This is a genomic window from Mycobacterium parascrofulaceum ATCC BAA-614, from assembly GCF_000164135.1.
GTDB classification, from domain to species: domain Bacteria; phylum Actinomycetota; class Actinomycetes; order Mycobacteriales; family Mycobacteriaceae; genus Mycobacterium; species Mycobacterium parascrofulaceum.
On the sequence record NZ_GG770555.1, the window covers coordinates 684,653 to 701,437 of the forward strand.

The window sequence follows — 16,785 nt, forward strand, 5'->3', positions numbered from 1 at the left end:
CGCGGCCAGCGCTCCCACTGTCCAAAAGCGGGGAGTGGACGAAAGCCTAACCGCTTCGGCAGCAAATTGCGTGATTCATCGTAAAGTGTTCATTGGTCCAAACCCTCCCCGGTTGCGACATTCCGGGTCGACCGACGCTGGAACAGGACAATTTCACTCCGGCGCAGGGCCCGCATGCGCCGCATAGAACGAAAGCTTTCGCAGATCAAGGGTTTCCGACGGCAACAAAAGGGCGGTTTATGGCCCTTCCCCTCGTCGTGGAATGTGTCGATGAGGTGGATAGGGCCCCAATCGCTTCGATCCGATATGTGCGACTGATAGGGTGCATGCAGCAAACATGTGAACCCTTGACGCCGATGATGCCTGTCTACCGCTCGATCGGCTAAGCCCGGTGTCTTTGCGCGGCCGGATCCGATCGGGCCATCGGGCGCCCGGATCCGAAGTGCTCTACCGTGATGCAGCGGGGGACGGGTGCCCCCTTGCGGCGCGGGTCGCGCAGCCCGGGCCGGTGAGTCAACGGTGACCACGCGGTAGGTTGAACGCGGTTCCGGACGACTCGAGAGGAGACACGGTGCGTCACACCGCGGCCATGGCCGAGGCCGATCGCACGTGGATGGTCGACACGCTGCTCGCGCTGCTGCAGACGCCCAGTCCGGCTGGCCGGACTGACGCGGTGATGCAGCTCATCGGCGACATCTTCGATGGCTTCGGCGTGCCGTTCGAGCTGACTCGGCGCGGGGCACTGACCGCCGAACTCCCGGGAGAGTCGGCGACCACCGACCGCGCGCTCGTGGTGCACGCCGACACCATCGGTTGCATGGTGCGTCGACTCAAGGACAACGGCCGTCTCGAGGTGATTCCGGTCGGCACCTTCTCGGCCCGTTTCGCGGCCGGTGCCCGGGTACGCATCTTCTCCGACGACCCCGACGAATTCATCACCGGCACGGTCCTGCCGCTGAAGGCCAGCGGCCACGCCTTCGGTGACGAGATCGACCTACAGCCAACCGACTGGGAACACGTCGAGGTCCGTGTCGACCGCAAGGTGTCCTCGCGGGAGGACCTCATCCGGCTCGGCCTGCAGGTCGGCGACTTCGTCGCCTTCATCGCAAGCCCGGAACTCACCGCCGACGGCTACATCGTTTCCCGTCACCTCGACGGAAAGGCGGGCGTCGCGATCGCGCTCGCGCTGGCCAAGCACTTCGCCGAGAACAAGGTGGTGCTGCCGCACCGAACCATGCTCATGATCACCATCACCGAGGAGGTCGGCCACGGCGCAAGCCACGGATTGCCCGCCGACGTCGCCGAGCTGATCTCGGTGGACAACGCGGTGTGCGCACCGGGCCAGCACTCCATCGAGGACGGCGTGACGATCCCGATGGCCGATCTGCACGGGCCGTTCGACTATCACCTGACCCGCAAGCTGTGCAAGCTCGCCGAGGAGCTGGGCGTCCCGTGCGCGCGAGATGTGTTCCGGTTCTACCGCTCCGACGCAGCCGCGGCGATCGAGGCGGGCGCGGGGACGCGCGCCGCCCTCGTCGGGTTTGGGCTCGACGGCAGCCACGGCTGGGAGCGGACGCACCTGGATTCGCTGCAGGCGGCGTACTGCCTGCTGCATGCCTGGCTGCAGACGCCGCTGACGTTCGCCAAATGGGACGCCAAGCCCTCGGGCAAGCTGCGCGACTTCCCGTCGTCCAAGCAGCCCGCGCCCAGCGAGCGGTGGGTGCCACTGGCCCGCGGGGAACACGATTCGCCTGGCGAGGTCTCGCCGGGCTCGGTCTGGCCGCCGTCGGAAGGTCCGCAGGCCTGAGACACTATGCCCCGTCGGTCAGCCGCGGGGGATTCGGTCGGCGCGCCAGCGCCGGGACGTCGCGCGTTGGTGCCGATCGGCCATACCCGCCAACGTAATTCGGCTCCCCATGCAAGGCGTGAGCATGGAATCGTGGTCACCACAGCGCACTGTGATTGACGAGCGCGTCAGCCACCAGTCCGATTCCGAACACGAGGAACAACGCTCGCACCGATATCGGGCCGTAGCGGGTGAGGGCACGGACCAGGCGACGCTGAATGCGCTTGGCCCGCACGGTTCGCCTCATCGACAGCGCAAGGATCAGCAACGGGGGAGAGAGCGCGACCGCCCAGTAGGCGGTGATGATCAGCGGCCACAGTGGGGGCCGCGGATGCAGCGCGACGAGCATGGCCAAGCCGGTGAGATACGGGATGGCGGTGGGAGCTTGGCCGCTACCCACCGCCAGCCCGAGAAAGCCGAGCAGCCAGGGGCGTTGGCGCATTGCGGCCAACGCCCAGCCCGGAGCCGCTGATTGGGCGGTCAACGGGAAGTAGGCCAGGCCGGTCAGCAGCAGGCCGAGCAGCAGCTCGCCGCGAAAACGGATGGCCGGTGTCACGTGGAATCCGACGCCATGGGTCAAAAAGCTCAGGCCCAGAACGGTGCACAGCCCGAACGTCGTCGTCACGGCGAACACGCCCGCGATGAAGCTGAGGGCGCCGGGGATCGGGGACCGGCGACTCAACCGGCTGTCGAAAATGACCGCCGAGACCACCCCCACGTTGAGGACGTTCAGCGAATCGAGCAATGCCAGGCCGCCAAGCGCCAGCACGAGAGCACCCACGCGCCCGAACTCCGCCTACCGACCGGCTTTGCCGGGCGCGAGCGTCGAAGCGGCGATCATGGTGCAGAGAATACGAGCCACGGGGCGGCGTGTCTGTCTGAGGCGGTCCCGACCCGCGCGGGGGCACGTCACCGGGGCAGCTCGTATGGGTTTCGATCCGGTCACACGGCATGGGGGACCGCGGGTTTCGTGGGCGGCCGTTCGACAATGCGGGACATGAGGCAGACGCGGGAGCCCGACGGTGGCGCGTGAATTCTCACGCCAGACGCTTCTGCGGGGAGCCGCCGGAGCGCTGGCCGCGCGCACGGTGTTCGGCTCGGCACGGGCCACCGCCGCTCCCAACCCCACCGGTTGGGAGGGTCTGTCGACGGCCATCGGCGGGCAGGTGCTGCTGCCGGACAGCGGCGGCTTCGGGGCGGCCAAGCAGGTGTTCAACACCAACTACAACGGCCTGACGCCCGCCGCGATTGTCACCCCGTCATCGCCGGCGGACGTGCAGAAGGCGATGGCCTTCGCCGCGGCCCACAACCTGAAGGTGGCCCCGCGCAGCGGCGGCCATTCCTACATCGGTGCGTCCACGGCGAACGGGGTCATGGTGCTGGACCTGCGGCAACTGCCCGGTGGGGTGGACTACGACGCCGGCACCGGGCACGTCACGGTGACGCCCGCGACGAGCCTGCATGCGATGCACCAGACGCTGGCCGGCGCCGGGCGGGGTATCCCGACGGGCACCTGCCCGTCGGTCGGTGCCTCCGGGCACGCGCTCGGCGGGGGACTGGGCGCCAATTCCCGCCACGCGGGCCTGCTTTCGGACCAGCTGGTGTCGGCGTCGGTGGTCCTGCCCGGCGGCCAGGCGGTGACCGCGTCGAACGCGAGCAATCCCGACCTGTTCTGGGCGCTGCGCGGCGGGGGCGGCGGCAACTTCGGCGTCACCACCTCGCTGACTTTCGCCACGTTCCCCACCACGGACCTCGACGTGGTCAACCTGAACTTCCCGCCGGAGGCGTTCGCGCAGGTTCTGGTCGGTTGGCAGAACTGGTTACGCACCGCCGACCGGAACAGCTGGGCACTGGCCGACGCCACCGTGGATCCGATGGGGACGCACTGCCGCATCATGGCGACGTGCCCGGTGGGGTCGGGGAGCAGCGTCGGGTCGGCCATCACCAAAGCCGTTGGGGTCCAACCGACCGGGACCGAGAATCACACCTTCAACTATCTCGACCTGGTGAACTACCTCGCCGTCGGCAATCTCAACCCGTCACCACTGGGATATGTCGGCGGATCCGATGTGCTGCCAGTGGTCAACGCGGCCACTGCTCAGGGGATCGCAAAGGCGGTCGACGCATTCCCCCGCGGAGCGGGCCGCATGTTGGCGATCATGCACGCGCTCGACGGCGCCCTCGCCGACGTGGCGCCCGGAGCAACCGCGTTCCCGTGGCGACGCCAGTACGCGCTCGTGCAGTGGTACGTCGAAACCGGTGATGTAGCGGCCGCTACCAACTGGCTCAACACCGCACACCAAGCGGTGCAACCGTATTCGGTCGGCGGTTACGTCAACTACATCGAAGCGAACCAACCCGCGTCGCGGTACTTCAGCTCGAACCTGTCCCGGCTCACCGCCGTGCGCCAGAAGTACGATCCGAGCCGGATCATGTTCTCGGGACTGAACTTCTAGTGAGTGGCGCGCGCGTCTGACGTCGGGCCATGATCCCCGGCATGGCCGATGCGGTGAAGGTGACGCTGGATCGCGACAGCGTCGCGATGGACGACGACGTCCGCCCGGACCGATGTAGGTGGGCGCGGCCGCCAAACGAGCGTCAACCCCGACGGGCGGGGACGTGGTCGGCGAGCTCGTCGAGTAAGGCGCGATTCAGGCCGAAGGCCAGTTTGACTTCGTCGACGATGCGTTCGGTTTCGTCCGCGCCGGGGCGGAGCGCGTCAAGGCGGGCCCGATAGGAGTCCTTGTACAGCTTGACCCGCATCGGGAATTCATAGAATGCAAGCCCGTCGCCCCGAAGGCCGAATCGGCGACTGAGGGCCTGATGAATGACCCGGCCGCCGGAAAGGTCTCCGAGATAGCGCGTGTAGTGATGGGCCACCAGCGCACCGCCCCACGTCAGCGCGGCGAGCCGCTCGCCGTATGCCGTCGCGGCGGGGGAGTCGACGTCGCGCGTGCCGTCGGGGCGCCAGTGCCGCAGGTCGGCGTCGATGGCCGTCACGCGCTCCAGCGCCGGGTCGTACACGGCGGCGACCATCGGGTCGTCGCGGCGGGCCTCCATGGCGTCTTCGAGCGCGGCATAGACCACCCGCAGCCGAAGCAGGTATTCGGAATAGCCGCGAGCGGTGACCCGGCCGGCCAGCAATTCCGAGATGAATACGCTCTGTTCGGCGGCGACGTGTTCCGCCGCTGATCCCTCCTTCATCGCAACCGACAAGCGGCGGCGTGTTGGAATGTCGATCTGGCGCATGTCCTGCTCAGATTACATTGGTGATTGCTGCGAGCGAGGTGACGGCGGGACACCGCAACGCCTAGGCTCGACGTAATTGACATGAATGCAACCAGAGGATCGCAGAGTCGGTGGGGCGGTCAAACCGGCATGGTGACCGGCGGGAAGCCGCCGCCGGTGCACATGCCCATCCCATCGCGGGTGGATGCGGCAAAAGGGGAGACGGCGTGGGCGCGTTAGGGATTCGGTTTTGACACCTCACTGGCCGATGCTGTTGCCCGTCAGCGAGCCGACCGAGCGGACTGCGTGAAGGGCCCGGCACACGTCCCGACACCGGTGGAGAGGCAACCGATCGACGACCTCGTCCCCGTCGGCACGCCCATCGACCTCGACAACTGCGCCCGCGAACCGATCCACATTCCGGGAAGCATCCAGCCGCGCGGTGTGCTCGCGGTGGTGCGCGAGGGCGACTTCGAGGTCCGTCAGGTCAGCGCGAACGTCACCCAGCTGCTCGGCCGGCCCGCCGACGCCGTCGTCGGCCGGCACCTGTCGGCACTCGTCGGCGCGGAACAGGCCGCCCGCCTCGAGCGGACGGCGCGGACCTCCCGCGATCTCCGCCAACACAACCCGATCGAATGCGCGATCGACGTTGCCGGCGAGCCGCGGGCCTTCGACGCCATCATGCACCGCGACCCCGGCGGTGTGCTGCTGGTGGAACTCGAAATCGCCTACGGGGAGCGGCCGTTCTCGTTCCCGAACACCTACCAGGCGGTGCGGGGCGCGGTGGAGGAGCTGAACCGGGCCTCCACGCTGCCCGAGCTGTACGAAACCGCGGCGCGTGCGGTCCGCGAACTGACCGGCTTCGACCGCGTGATGGTGTACCGCTACGACGAGGAGTACAACGGCGAGGTCGTCGCCGAATCCAAGCGCCACGACCTGAACTCGTTCCTCGGTCTGCACTACCCGTCCACCGACATCCCCGCGCAGGCGCGCGCGCTGTACGAGAAGAACTGGATCCGCCTGATCTCCGACGTCGACTACACACCGGCGCCGCTGGTGCCGGGCGTCGACCCGGCGAGCGGCACGCCGCTGGACCTCACCTTCGCCACGCTGCGCAGCGTCTCGCCGATTCACATCGAGTACCTGCAGAACATGGGCGTGCACGCCTCGATGTCGATCTCGTTGCTGCGGCAGGGCCGGTTGTGGGGCCTCATCGCCTGTCACCATTACGCCGGTCCGCACCTGCCGCCGTTCGGCACCCGGGCGGCGGCCGAGTTCCTCGGCTCGACCCTGTCGCTGCGGCTCGTCGACCGCTTCGAGGATGAGCAGCTGCACAAGCGGTTGGCCGCACAGGCGGTGCTGGGCAAGCTCACCGCCGCCACGCTGAACGACAGCGAACCGCTGACGGGGTCGCTGCTCGGGGCGCCCGATTTGCTCGATCTGGTGCCCGCCGACGGCGTCGTCGTCGACATCCAGGGGGACCGGCGGGTGCGCGGGTCGGTTCCGCCGCCAGAGGTCGTCGCCGCGGTCATGGAGTGGGCGCGCGACGCCGACGACGAAATCGCCATCACCGAATGCCTGTCACTCGAGCTGCCCGAGCTCGGCCTCGACCCCGAACTGGCCGCCGGCGCGGTCGCGATCAACCTGCCCGACGGGCAGTACGCCGTCTGGTTCCGGCGGGAGGTGCTGCGCTCGGTGGATTGGGGAGGCGATCCGCACAACAAGTCGATCGCGGTCAGCGAGGGCCGGGATGGTCGAGCGGTCCGGCTCAGCCCCCGCAAGTCATTCGACCGATGGCGCGAGGTCGTTCGCCGGCGCAGCGAGCCATGGACGCTGAGCGACACGGAGTCCGCCGGGGCGTTGCGCCGCCACCTGGTGGAGTCGCTGTACCGGCGCACGCGCGGCGCGCTGCGGGTCGCCGAGACGCTCCAGCGCAGCCTGCTGCCCGACGTGATACCGACGCTCGAAAGCTGGCAGCTGTCGGCGCATTACGAGCCGGCCGCCGGCGATAACGTCGGCGGCGACTGGTACGACGCGTTCGAGCTGCGCGATGGCCGGCTGATCGTGCTGATCGGCGACGTCGCCGGGCACGGCATCGCCGCCGCGGGCATCATGGCGGCGCTGCGCAACGCCCTGCGCGCTCAGTTGTTCGTCGGGGCGGCGCCCGCCGAGGCGCTGGACCATCTCAACGAGTTCTGTCTGCACATGCTGCCGGGCGCCTTCGCCACCGTCATCGCCGCACGGGTCGACCTGGCCTCGGGCCACGTGGAGGCCGCCTCCGCCGGCCACTTGATGCCGTTCCTCACCGGCACGCTCCGCACAGCCGTCCCCGCGCCGATCCGGCTTTCACCGCCCATCGGGATCAAAGGCGTGACCTACGCGCCCAACACTTTCACCGTGGAGCCCGGCCAGGGGATGGTGCTGTACTCCGACGGCCTGGTCGAGCGTCGCGGCGAGGCGATCGACGACGGGCTCGACCGGTTGGCGGAAACCCTTGGGCGCGCGGGCGAGACGCCCGCGTCCCGAATCTGGACGGCGATGGCGTCGGGCCATATCGAAGACGACGTCACCATCATCACCCTGCGCCGTCCCTGATGTCGCTCGGCCGGAGCCGTTGCGCGACACGGCGTTTGACGTGCGGGGCTAGCCCGAGGCGCTGAGAATCTTGATCGCAAAGACGAGCGAGTCACCGGGCCGGATTCCCGCGCTGGGCTGACCGTTGGGGTAGCCGTCCGCGGAGGTCATCGCGACGGCGACCGTGGACCCCACCTTTTGCCCCGCGATCGCCTTCTGGAAGCCGGGCACGACTCCGTTGAGCGGAAAGTCGACCGGGGCGCCCCGTTCGTAGCTGTTGTCGAACACCGACCCGTCGCGTCCGTCGACACCCATGTAGCAGACGGAAACCCGGGCGGTGGTGGGGACTACCGGTCCGTCTCCCGCGTGCAGCGTGTGCACCTGGGTCTGGGTCACGCTGAACGGCGCCGTCACGTCGATGCGCGGGGCCGTCGTATCCGTCGATCCGGTGACCGCGACGCTGCCGGTGGTCCCGGTCAACGTCCAATCGGGCGTTCCGCCGCTCTGCGGTACCGCGGTCGGGCACGAGCCGGCCGCGGTTGCGTTGTCCGACGCGGCGATCGCCAGGACGGTCGCCGCGACACAGGCCGCGACGGAGGAATACACCAGGGAGGACTTCACGGCCGTCACGCTACAGCCGGCCAGTCAGTCCGTTGCTCGTGCCCCCGCCGTGGCCGTCACGCGCGAAGGCGGGGCGTCGCGCGCGTACTCGGTGGTGTTTTGTCGTTCGCCATTTCCGTCTTCAGCCGGTCAGCGCCGCCAGGGCCAATTGCGGGAATCGCTCGAAAAGCGATGGCAGACAGATGGTCAGTTCCATGCGGGTGAGCGGCGCGCCGGGGCAATATTGTTCGCCCCTGCGTCACCGAATGGATAGGGGCTCGTCGCGAGAATCACGACGAGCCACCTTTGCGAAGTTTGGTTATTCTGCTGTGGACCCGCGAGCTGCTGGCGGCCTCGCAGAAAGGGAGCGAATCGATGCCCTCACCCCGCCGGTTGGCCGGACTTACCATTCCCGTGATGGCCGCCGCCTTCCTGGGTAGCGCCGCGGTTGCGAGCGCGAATACCCCCCAAGATGACGCCTACCTCGCGCAGCTGCGCGCCGTCGGTCTCAGTTGGCCACCCAGGACGGAAGAGGCACTCATCGGGGAGGCGCACCTCATCTGCTACGACCTCACCTGGGGTTGGACGCCGCAACAGATCGCCGACGACGTCCACGCCCACCTGGACGCCAGGGGAGTCACGTTGTTGGACGTCGGAACCATGGTCGACGCCGCGCATTCGATCTATTGCCCCGGCAACGTGTGCGACGCCCCTACCCTGTGCACGTAACCCCATTCGGCCGACCCGCATGACCCACCGACGTCGGGCGATCCGCGTTCTGTGTCGCGCCCGTCAGTGCAATATCAGCGTCAAGTTCCAGGCGACGAGCACCGCGAGCACCGCCATTTGCGGCCACGCACGCCAGGGCCACGATTGAATCGCATACGACATCTCCTTGAGCGGAGAGGCCGGTGGCGGCGCCGCGCGCTCGGCGGGCACCGGATCGTGAAAGCGGTGAAAATACAACTGGATCAGGGTGGCACCGATCCACAAGCCGCCGAGGAAACTTACGGCTTCGACTCCGCGCCACAGCAGCAGGGCGCACAGCAGGATGGTGAAAATCAGCAGGACCCAGTCCGCAGTGGAGGTGGCGGACGGGCGGTCGCCGTAGCTCGCGTCGAGCGCGCGGCGTCGTTTGGCGTAGGGCAGTGCGAAGAAGAAGAACTTCGCGATGATGTGCACGCCCAGCAGTGCGACGACGACGGTCGTCACGGTGTTGATCATGACCTCAGTGGATACCGGAGCGACCGTGTCCATCGCTGACATCTGAACGCACAACGGCGCGTCGTTCAAACGCGGGTCCGCGGCGCACACCCCGACTAATGTGACGTTCAGCGCGCGTTCCGGCCCGTAATTACCGAGAAACAGGTAAGTAAATCTGCGACCCCACTTTTGCGGTGTGAATTATCCTTCTTGCGACCCGCACCCGGCAGAGTAAGGGAAAAGTTGTCACTGACCCGAAGCCGACAAGCGGTGATCGTGTTGGCGACGGTCGCGCTACTCGTGTTCGCGGCGATGTTGGTCAGCTCGCACGGCGCTCCGGGAAGAGCGGCAGTCGCCCCGGTGGGCTCGGTGATTGCGGGCGTATTCGCGACCGCCTGTTCGGTCAGGGCCGCCCGGCGGTCCCGAGGCCGCCAACGCCTCGCGTGGACGGCCATGTCGGCCGGATTGGTGGGCTGGACTACCGGTGAAGCGGTGTGGTGCCACGTCGTGCTCGGTGGCGGTCTTCCGGTCGCCAGTATGTCGGCGACCAACCTGGGCTATCTGATCTTGCCGTTCTGCGCGTTGGCCGGAGCAATCGTGATTCCCAGTCGGGACGACTCCCGCTTCGGAATAGGCCTGCTGCTGGACGGCATTCTCGTCGCCGCGTCGCTCCTGGTCGTTTTCGTGGTTCTGCCGCTCGGCCGCTCGGCGCACATAGCGCAGGCGCTGAGTGTTCCACGAATCTTAGTGGCCACCGCAGCGGGAGTGTACGTGGGACTGTTCGCCTTGGCCTTCATCGTTGTGATGAAGGCCGAAGCGGGCCGCAAACTTTCACCGTCGCTGATGATGCTCGGGTGGGCCGTGATCGCGGCGGCCGGTGTGGTCAACGTCTTCAACAATCACGCCGCGCGAGCGCCCGACGACCTCGTCATTCTTGGGGGTGCCGGCGGAATGTACTTCTTCGCGCTATCCGGGCTCACTTCTCGACCGGGACCGGAACCCGACCTCGGTTTTTCGCAACCGTCGTCGCGGGCGTCGCTGTGGCTGCCGTACCTGCCGGTTTTACTGGCCATTGTCGTTGGTGCTGTGCACTTTTGGCCCGCAGACCGGGGCGAGGCGTTCATCTTCGCCGTTTGTGTGGTGCTGTTCCTCACCACGCTGGCCCGCCACATCCTGCTTCTCGAACGAAAGCAACGATTGCTTGTCGCCGTATCCGACGCCACCCTGAGGGACCCGCTGACCGGGTTGGCAAATCAGCGGCTATTCGATGATCGCCTGGCCCATGCGCTGCGATTGCACGTCCACCACAGCGTGCCGGTCAGCGTACTGACCGTCGGGGTGGACGATTTCAGGCTGGTGAATGACACGCTGGGTTATGACGTGGGCGACAAGCTTCTGCGCGGCGTCGGCGAGCGGATCCAGGCCAACGTCGACGAAAGCCACACCGTTGCGCGGATGGGTGGGGACGAATTCGCCATCCTGGTCGAAGACCGTCCCGGTGTCGCGATACACCTTGCCAACGGGCTGGCCCGATCCTTCGAAGAGCCCGTCGACATCGACGATCACCGCCTCGATGTTCGCGTGAGTATCGGTGTGGCGTCGGCCGATTCGGCCATCGTCACCGCCCCGTCGCCGGGTAATCTCATCAAGCAGGCCGATGCCGCACGTTTCTATGCCCACCTGGCGGGATCGACCAATGTGCAGACGTACACCCCCGAAATGGTCGTCCAGCTGGGCGAGGCGCCGGCGTTCGACAGTGCCATGGCTCGGTTGCAACTGCTCGGAGAGCTACGGCGGGCGATCGACAGCCGCTCGTTGACCCTGCTCTACCAGCCGAAGTTCAGCATGTGGACCGGTTCCGTGCGCGGGGCAGAGGCGCTGGTCCGATGGCAGCACCCGCGATTCGGCGTGCTGGAACCTGCCCAGTTCTTGCCGCTCGTCCGCGAACACGGGTTGATGGATGCGCTCACCGATCTGGTGCTCTCCCAGGCGATCGCTGACGCGGCCGCGTGGCAGGACGCGGATGCCCCGATCCCCGTCGCGGTCAACCTGGCGGCGCCGTCCCTCGACCAGGATGCGCTGCCCGACCGCATCATGTCCGTGCTGAACAGATATGGGATGTCTCCCAGTTCCCTCACGATCGAGATAACGGAGGACCTGGTGGTGGCCGACCTGGCCAAGGCCCGCACCGTGCTCAATCGTCTTCGGGACAACGGCATCCAGGTCGCGATCGACGACTTCGGCAGCGGCTACGCCACGCTGACGTATCTTCGCGAGCTACCGGCCGACGAGATCAAACTCGGCCGTGAATTCATCGCCCCGATCCTGCACGACGACCGCGCCGCGACCATCGCACGCTCCGTCATCGAGTTGGCATCCACGTTCGGCATCGCCACCGTTGCCGAAGGTGTCGAAGATCGGGCAACGGCGCAGCGGCTCAAGGAGTATGGGTGCGACGCCGTGCAAGGGAACTTCTTCTGCCGCCCGTTGCCCGCTTCCAAAATCCCGCGAGTCCCCGCGAATTCGGTTCTCGCGACGCAGTAGTCGCCGGGTTCAGTTGCCGGCGTCATCGAGATGCTTGAGTCCGTAGGCGGCGGCGATCTCGGGGGAGCCTGCCCACCCCGAATAGGTGGGCCGCGAGGGCCAACCTGCGGGCGAATCGAGCCATTCCTCTTGGCGCCCCCACGGCAGGAGGTCGATCAGGGCAAACGTGTGACTGAGCTGCTCGGTGCCTCGCCCGTTGGTGTGCCACGTGCGGTACACGGTATCGCCGTCGCGCAGGAACACGTTGACCCCGAAGCCGCCGCCGGCCGGTGCGTCCATGTCCGCGGCGAACTGGCTCTGCGACGACGAATACCACTCCATGCGGTTGCCGACCTTGTGCCGGTAGGCGAGGGCTTCGTCGATCGGTCCGTTGGTGACGATGACGAACCGTGCGTCGTAGTTGTCCAGGAACTCCAGCCGGGTGAATTGCGACGTAAAGCCCGTGCAGCCGCTGCACTGCCACTCCGCGCCGTCGGACCACATGTGGTGATAGACGATCAGTTGCGAGCGGCCGCCGAACACATCGACCAGGCGGATGGGCCCGTCGGCGCCGACCAAGGTATAGTCGGGCAACCGGACCATCGGCAGGCGGCGGCGCTGGGCGGCGATCGCATCCAGTTCGCGAGTGGCGGCCTTCTCACGTTTCCGCAGCTCGTCGAGCGCGGCGCGCCAGGTCTGCTGATCGACGACGGGTGGCAATGCCGTGTTCTGTGAGGACATGGGTTCGACCTTCGCTTTCGGTTCGTTCGTCTGGAAGGTCTGACTGGCCAAGCGTCCGGAATTCATCGGGGGGTGTCGCTGTCCCGAATGTCCCGGCGCCCGCGGCAAACGTCTTGACCTGCATGCCCGGACTCGGTTCGATGGTGGCTAGCGAGAGCGGAGGCCCACCATGAGGACGTTGGTTCGTCACCTCGTGGTCGTCGCCATGATGGCGTTCGCGTCGATGACCGCCGCGGCAATCGCGACGCCGGCGGTGAGTTCGGCCGATTGCGGGGACGGCGAGTGGTGGGACCCCACGGGAAAGGTCTGCCGACCGCTGGGGGTGGGGCCACAACCCCTGGCCTGCGACCCGGGCCAGTGGTGGGACCCGACGGCCAACGTATGCCGGCCCCTCGGCGTCGGGCCGCAACCGCTTGCGTGCGACAACGGCTGGTGGTGGGATCCCGGCGCCAATGAATGCCGCCCCCCAGTTGGGCCGCCGGCGGACTAGGGGCGATGGTCCCACAGAATTTTAGTAGACGATAGCGTTCATTCGCGATGCATAGTATGCTCACAGCCAATAGTGGACGAGAGCGTCTACTCCGCCTCTGGGAACGAAGGCACTATGTACACCGCACCATCGCCCTTCGACGAACCGACCGCGCCCATCGACGCTCGGACCTTGCGCGCCTGGTGGGCGCGACAACGTCCGCGAACCCAGCCCGTCGAGCGACCCAGGCCAGAGCCGCACACGTTCGTTCGTCCGCGATAGGAGTCGCCGCCGTGATCCGGCGGCAGAGCGGCCCTGCGCACCAGTCCCGCCGGTAGCGTTACGCGCCATGCAGGACTCCGTCGTCGCGGTCAGGGTCAAACCCGGCAGTCGCAAGGGCCCGCTCGTCGAGGAGGGCCCTAACGGCGAGCTGACCATATACGTTCGAGAACGGGCCGTTGACGGCAAGGCCAACGACGCCGTTACCGGGCTACTGGCGGCCCACCTCGAATTGCCAAGAAGCCGGGTCGAATTGATATCCGGCAGGACCTCACGGCTGAAGCGTTTCCGCGTGAGCGGTTGAGTGCCGCCCCGCCCGACGCCCGGGTAGCCGGCACTCCGGGGGGCGTCGCTCGTCGCGTCACACATCGATGCCGCATTCCGTCTAGCGATCAGAGGGTGGGGACGGAGTGGCGAAAGGACGGCACGATGAATCGCTTGAGTATGCCGGCGCGCGTATACCTGATCACGGTGACGGTGGCAGTGGGGGCGGTCACCGCTGCGATCGGGGCGTGGTGTCTCGTCGATCCGAATTCTTTCGCCGAAGCCGTCGAATTCGATGCGCACCGGCACTTCCTGCATGACGTGGGCGCATTCCAGCTGGGGCTGGGCGTCACCCTGCTACTCGCCCTGATCTGGGCCGACGCCCTGGCCACCGCCCTGGCCGGGTTCGTCGTGGCGAACACGGTGCATACGGTGAACCACGTCATCGACCTCGAGGTGGGCGGATCCGTCGCCCAAGCGTGGGCTCTCGGCGGCGTCTCGGTCGCACTGGTCCTGGCATTCGTACTGCGGTTGCGTCAACTCGGCTATGTTCTGGGGTCGGTGAGCACCGCGGCCAACCCCTCGCTGGCACCGTTCGTCCGCCAAAAGACCATCAGCCTCACCACCTTTCGCAAGGACGGCCGCCCAGGCGCCAGCCCGGTCAGCATCGCGGTGGACGGAGACCGAGCCTACTTCCGCAGCTTCGAGCGAGCGGTCAAGGTGCGCCGGATGCGCCGCAACCCGAACGTCGAAATCGCCCCGGCGACGGCATCGGGCAAGCCCACGGGGTCCGCGCTGCCTGCACGCGTGCGCCTGCTCGAGGGGGCCGAGTATCAGAAGGCGGCCCGCCTGCTGCGGCGGAAATATCCGTTCCTGCATGGTGTGCTGGTGCCCTCGGCGCACCGGCTCTTGCGGCCCAAGTTCGGCCGCACGATTCACGCGGAGCTGACCCCGCTTGATGATTCTCAGAGTTAGACAACAACTTTCGATATTCGACTTCGGCGCACTCACAGCGGAACGCGGCAAAGGGGCGCACGGCAGAGAGGACTGAGTCCCCTCAAGCTCGGGCGTCAGTGCTCGTCGTAGTGTTCGTCGTGAGCGGCGTGCCGACAGCCGTCATGAACGTAGTCGACGTGATCCCCGTGCGGGATCGCGACGTGACCACACCCGTCGCCGTGCCGATGGTCGTGCGGCTCGTGCACCTCGTGGCCGGCGGGCTCACATTCGTCGTAGTGGTTCTCGTGCTGCCGGTGAACATGACCGTCGTGCACGTAGTCGACGTGATCCCCATGGGGGATCGCGACGTGACCGCAGCCCGCGCCATGGACGTGCTCGTGCTGGAGATGCTCGTTGTGCAGTGTGCCGGTCATTGTCTCTCACCGCCCATACCGAAACTGGATTCGCGCCTGGTGCGACCAACGGATCTACTGTATCTCCGCGCTCGCGCACGACGCCAGACACCGGCCACAGTTCATTTGTTTGTCGACCGGGCACAACACGCCCAGACGACTGGGGCGCCGCGCACTGGGCCTGCGTATACCTAGTGCCGCTTGGCATTCGGCGCGAATGCAGCGTTAGCCCGCTGCGACCCCGTCGGGTGGCGTGACCACGCTCGTGGCGGTGGGAACGCATCCGGTCGCCGTTACCGCGGCAAGCGCGAGGATCGCCGCAACGATGACCTTTGTGACTAGACGTGACATGGCGACTCCGCTCATCCGGCCCCCTTGTCAGAACTTTAACCGGATCGCGCGTTTATTTCAACAGTTATTGAAATCGCGGCGGTTTGCGGGCATAGTCCTGTGCGGACGGATCGATCGGTCGGGCAGGGTACCCAGGGCGTGCATAGCGGCTGCACTCTAGGCTCGGTGGGCGTCGCCCGCCCAACGCGCGGCCATGATGGGAATGCGAACGAGTAGGGGAGTGACGTGACGTCTAAGGTTCCGCCGACCAAGGTGGCACGGGCCGTTGAGCGGGCCCGCCACCAGTTGTCGCGGCTGCGCCAACGTTCCGCTCCGCCCGCGGCGGTGATGATGGAATTGATCCTGAACGCGTGGGTGGCTCAGGCCATCGCGGCCGCGGCGGACCTCGGCGTGGCCGATGCCCTGGCGGATGGCCCTCTGTCCGGCGAGGCACTGGCAGAACGGGTCGGCGCGGACGCCGACGCCCTGGGGCGACTCATGCGAGCGTTGATCGGTATCGGTGTTTTCCGCCGGGGCAGCGACGGGCGTTACGCGCTGACCCCGGTCGCGGCGACACTGCGCACCGACGCGCCCGTGTCGATGGCCGGGATGGCGCGGTGGGTCGGGTCGGCTCAACACCGCGAACACTGGAGCCACCTCAGCGACGCGATCCGCACCGGGAATCCGGTCGTCCCAAAGCTTCGCGGCAAGCCGATCTTCGAATACCTGGCCGACGAGGGGGAGCTGGCCAGGGTCTTCGACTCCGCCATGACCAATGTGTCCGAGTTCGCGATCGCGCCCTTGACCGCGGCCTACGACTTCAGCGCGTTCGGCACGATCGTCGACGTCGGCGGCGGCCACGGTCGGCTGCTGGCGGCGATCCTGGAGACGGCCCCCAATTCGCGCGGCGTCCTGTTCGATCTTCCGGACGTCGTGGCGTGCGCCCCGGAGCTGCTTCGCAAATACGGTGTCGAGGACCGCGTCCGCGTCGACGAGGGCTCATTCTTCGAATCCGCGCCGGAGGGTGGCGACGCGTATGTGCTCAAGAACGTCATCCACGACTGGCCGGCCGAGGACGCGGTCCGCATCCTGAAGAACGTTCGCGCCGCGGCTCCCACCGGCGCGCGACTGCTGCTCTGCGAGTTCGTCATTCCCGAGCATGACCGCGACTTCCACGGCAAGTGGGTGGACATCGAGATGCTGGTGGTCGCCGGCGCCCGCGAACGCACCGCCGAGGAGTACCGCTCGTTGTTCGACCAAGCCGGGTTCCGGCTGAACCGGGTTGTCGACACCGTTTCGCCGCTCAGCATCATCGAGGGGATCGCGGTGTAGGCAGTTGGCGCCTGCGCAGCTGGCCACGTTTTGTCGAGCCCGCCTGC

The 16,785-nt window shown here is 67.2% G+C and carries 15 protein-coding genes; 9 read left to right on the forward strand and 6 right to left on the reverse strand.

What is annotated here, in order from left to right:
• Positions 1 to 571: 571 nt before the first annotated feature.
• Positions 572 to 1,807, forward strand: coding sequence for an osmoprotectant NAGGN system M42 family peptidase (locus tag HMPREF0591_RS18710; protein ID WP_007170213.1), 1,236 nt, complete (start codon positions 572 to 574; stop codon positions 1,805 to 1,807).
• A 136-nt stretch (positions 1,808 to 1,943) separates the two neighbouring features.
• Here HMPREF0591_RS18710 and HMPREF0591_RS18715 read toward each other — a convergent pair whose 3' ends face one another.
• Positions 1,944 to 2,627 carry a GAP family protein gene (locus tag HMPREF0591_RS18715; protein WP_007170214.1) on the reverse strand — a complete coding sequence of 228 codons (684 nt, stop codon included), beginning with the start codon at positions 2,625 to 2,627 and terminating at the stop codon, positions 1,944 to 1,946.
• A 241-nt stretch (positions 2,628 to 2,868) separates the two neighbouring features.
• Between HMPREF0591_RS18715 and HMPREF0591_RS18720 the strand changes: the two genes are divergently transcribed.
• The gene (locus tag HMPREF0591_RS18720) at positions 2,869 to 4,302 is read left to right on the forward strand and encodes an FAD-dependent oxidoreductase (RefSeq protein WP_007170215.1); all 1,434 of its coding nucleotides are present in this window, start codon (positions 2,869 to 2,871) and stop codon (positions 4,300 to 4,302) included.
• A 142-nt stretch (positions 4,303 to 4,444) separates the two neighbouring features.
• On the opposite strand, the gene HMPREF0591_RS18725 is transcribed toward HMPREF0591_RS18720, so the two are convergent.
• Entirely contained in the window at positions 4,445 to 5,095 is a 651-nt protein-coding gene (locus HMPREF0591_RS18725; protein ID WP_007170216.1) for a biliverdin-producing heme oxygenase, read from the reverse strand.
• 285 nt (positions 5,096 to 5,380) lie between these two features.
• Between HMPREF0591_RS18725 and HMPREF0591_RS18730 the strand changes: the two genes are divergently transcribed.
• A complete protein-coding gene (locus HMPREF0591_RS18730) occupies positions 5,381 to 7,669 on the forward strand; it encodes a SpoIIE family protein phosphatase (RefSeq protein WP_244268950.1) in 2,289 nt (762 codons plus the stop codon).
• 48 nt (positions 7,670 to 7,717) lie between these two features.
• Here HMPREF0591_RS18730 and HMPREF0591_RS18735 read toward each other — a convergent pair whose 3' ends face one another.
• On the reverse strand, positions 7,718 to 8,278 hold the full coding sequence (locus tag HMPREF0591_RS18735; protein ID WP_007170218.1) for an FKBP-type peptidyl-prolyl cis-trans isomerase: 561 nt from the start codon (positions 8,276 to 8,278) through the stop codon (positions 7,718 to 7,720).
• Between the two features lie 387 nt (positions 8,279 to 8,665).
• On the opposite strand from HMPREF0591_RS18735, the gene HMPREF0591_RS18740 reads away from it, so the two are divergent.
• Complete coding sequence (locus HMPREF0591_RS18740; protein ID WP_050790087.1) at positions 8,666 to 8,977, forward strand: DUF732 domain-containing protein; 312 nt, start codon at positions 8,666 to 8,668, stop codon at positions 8,975 to 8,977.
• A gap of 63 nt (positions 8,978 to 9,040) precedes the next feature.
• Here the strand turns inward: HMPREF0591_RS18740 and HMPREF0591_RS30365 are convergent, their stop codons facing one another.
• Positions 9,041 to 9,541 (reverse strand): hypothetical protein, encoded by a 501-nt coding sequence (locus HMPREF0591_RS30365; protein ID WP_157137517.1) that lies wholly within the window; start codon positions 9,539 to 9,541, stop codon positions 9,041 to 9,043.
• 189 nt (positions 9,542 to 9,730) lie between these two features.
• On the opposite strand from HMPREF0591_RS30365, the gene HMPREF0591_RS18750 reads away from it, so the two are divergent.
• Positions 9,731 to 11,995: a putative bifunctional diguanylate cyclase/phosphodiesterase gene (locus HMPREF0591_RS18750; RefSeq protein ID WP_208857781.1), complete on the forward strand. Its 2,265-nt coding sequence runs from the start codon at positions 9,731 to 9,733 to the stop codon at positions 11,993 to 11,995.
• A 9-nt stretch (positions 11,996 to 12,004) separates the two neighbouring features.
• On the opposite strand, the gene HMPREF0591_RS18755 is transcribed toward HMPREF0591_RS18750, so the two are convergent.
• Entirely contained in the window at positions 12,005 to 12,715 is a 711-nt protein-coding gene (locus HMPREF0591_RS18755; RefSeq protein WP_040623357.1) for a DUF899 domain-containing protein, read from the reverse strand.
• 169 nt (positions 12,716 to 12,884) lie between these two features.
• Between HMPREF0591_RS18755 and HMPREF0591_RS31080 the strand changes: the two genes are divergently transcribed.
• The 3 genes from HMPREF0591_RS31080 to HMPREF0591_RS18765 all read left to right on the forward strand — a co-directional run bounded on the left by HMPREF0591_RS31080 (position 12,885) and on the right by HMPREF0591_RS18765 (position 14,702).
• Positions 12,885 to 13,205, forward strand: a complete 321-nt coding sequence (locus tag HMPREF0591_RS31080; protein ID WP_083212430.1) for a hypothetical protein — start codon at positions 12,885 to 12,887, stop codon at positions 13,203 to 13,205.
• Between the two features lie 328 nt (positions 13,206 to 13,533).
• Positions 13,534 to 13,767 carry a DUF167 domain-containing protein gene (locus HMPREF0591_RS18760; protein ID WP_007170223.1) on the forward strand — a complete coding sequence of 78 codons (234 nt, stop codon included), beginning with the start codon at positions 13,534 to 13,536 and terminating at the stop codon, positions 13,765 to 13,767.
• A 125-nt stretch (positions 13,768 to 13,892) separates the two neighbouring features.
• Positions 13,893 to 14,702: a PPOX class F420-dependent oxidoreductase gene (locus tag HMPREF0591_RS18765; protein ID WP_040623359.1), complete on the forward strand. Its 810-nt coding sequence runs from the start codon at positions 13,893 to 13,895 to the stop codon at positions 14,700 to 14,702.
• A gap of 95 nt (positions 14,703 to 14,797) precedes the next feature.
• Here the strand turns inward: HMPREF0591_RS18765 and HMPREF0591_RS18770 are convergent, their stop codons facing one another.
• A complete protein-coding gene (locus tag HMPREF0591_RS18770; protein WP_007170225.1) occupies positions 14,798 to 15,097 on the reverse strand; it encodes a hypothetical protein in 300 nt (99 codons plus the stop codon).
• A 555-nt stretch (positions 15,098 to 15,652) separates the two neighbouring features.
• Here HMPREF0591_RS18770 and HMPREF0591_RS18775 point away from each other — a divergent pair.
• Positions 15,653 to 16,738, forward strand: coding sequence for a methyltransferase (locus HMPREF0591_RS18775; protein ID WP_007170226.1), 1,086 nt, complete (start codon positions 15,653 to 15,655; stop codon positions 16,736 to 16,738).
• Positions 16,739 to 16,785: the final 47 nt, after the last annotated feature.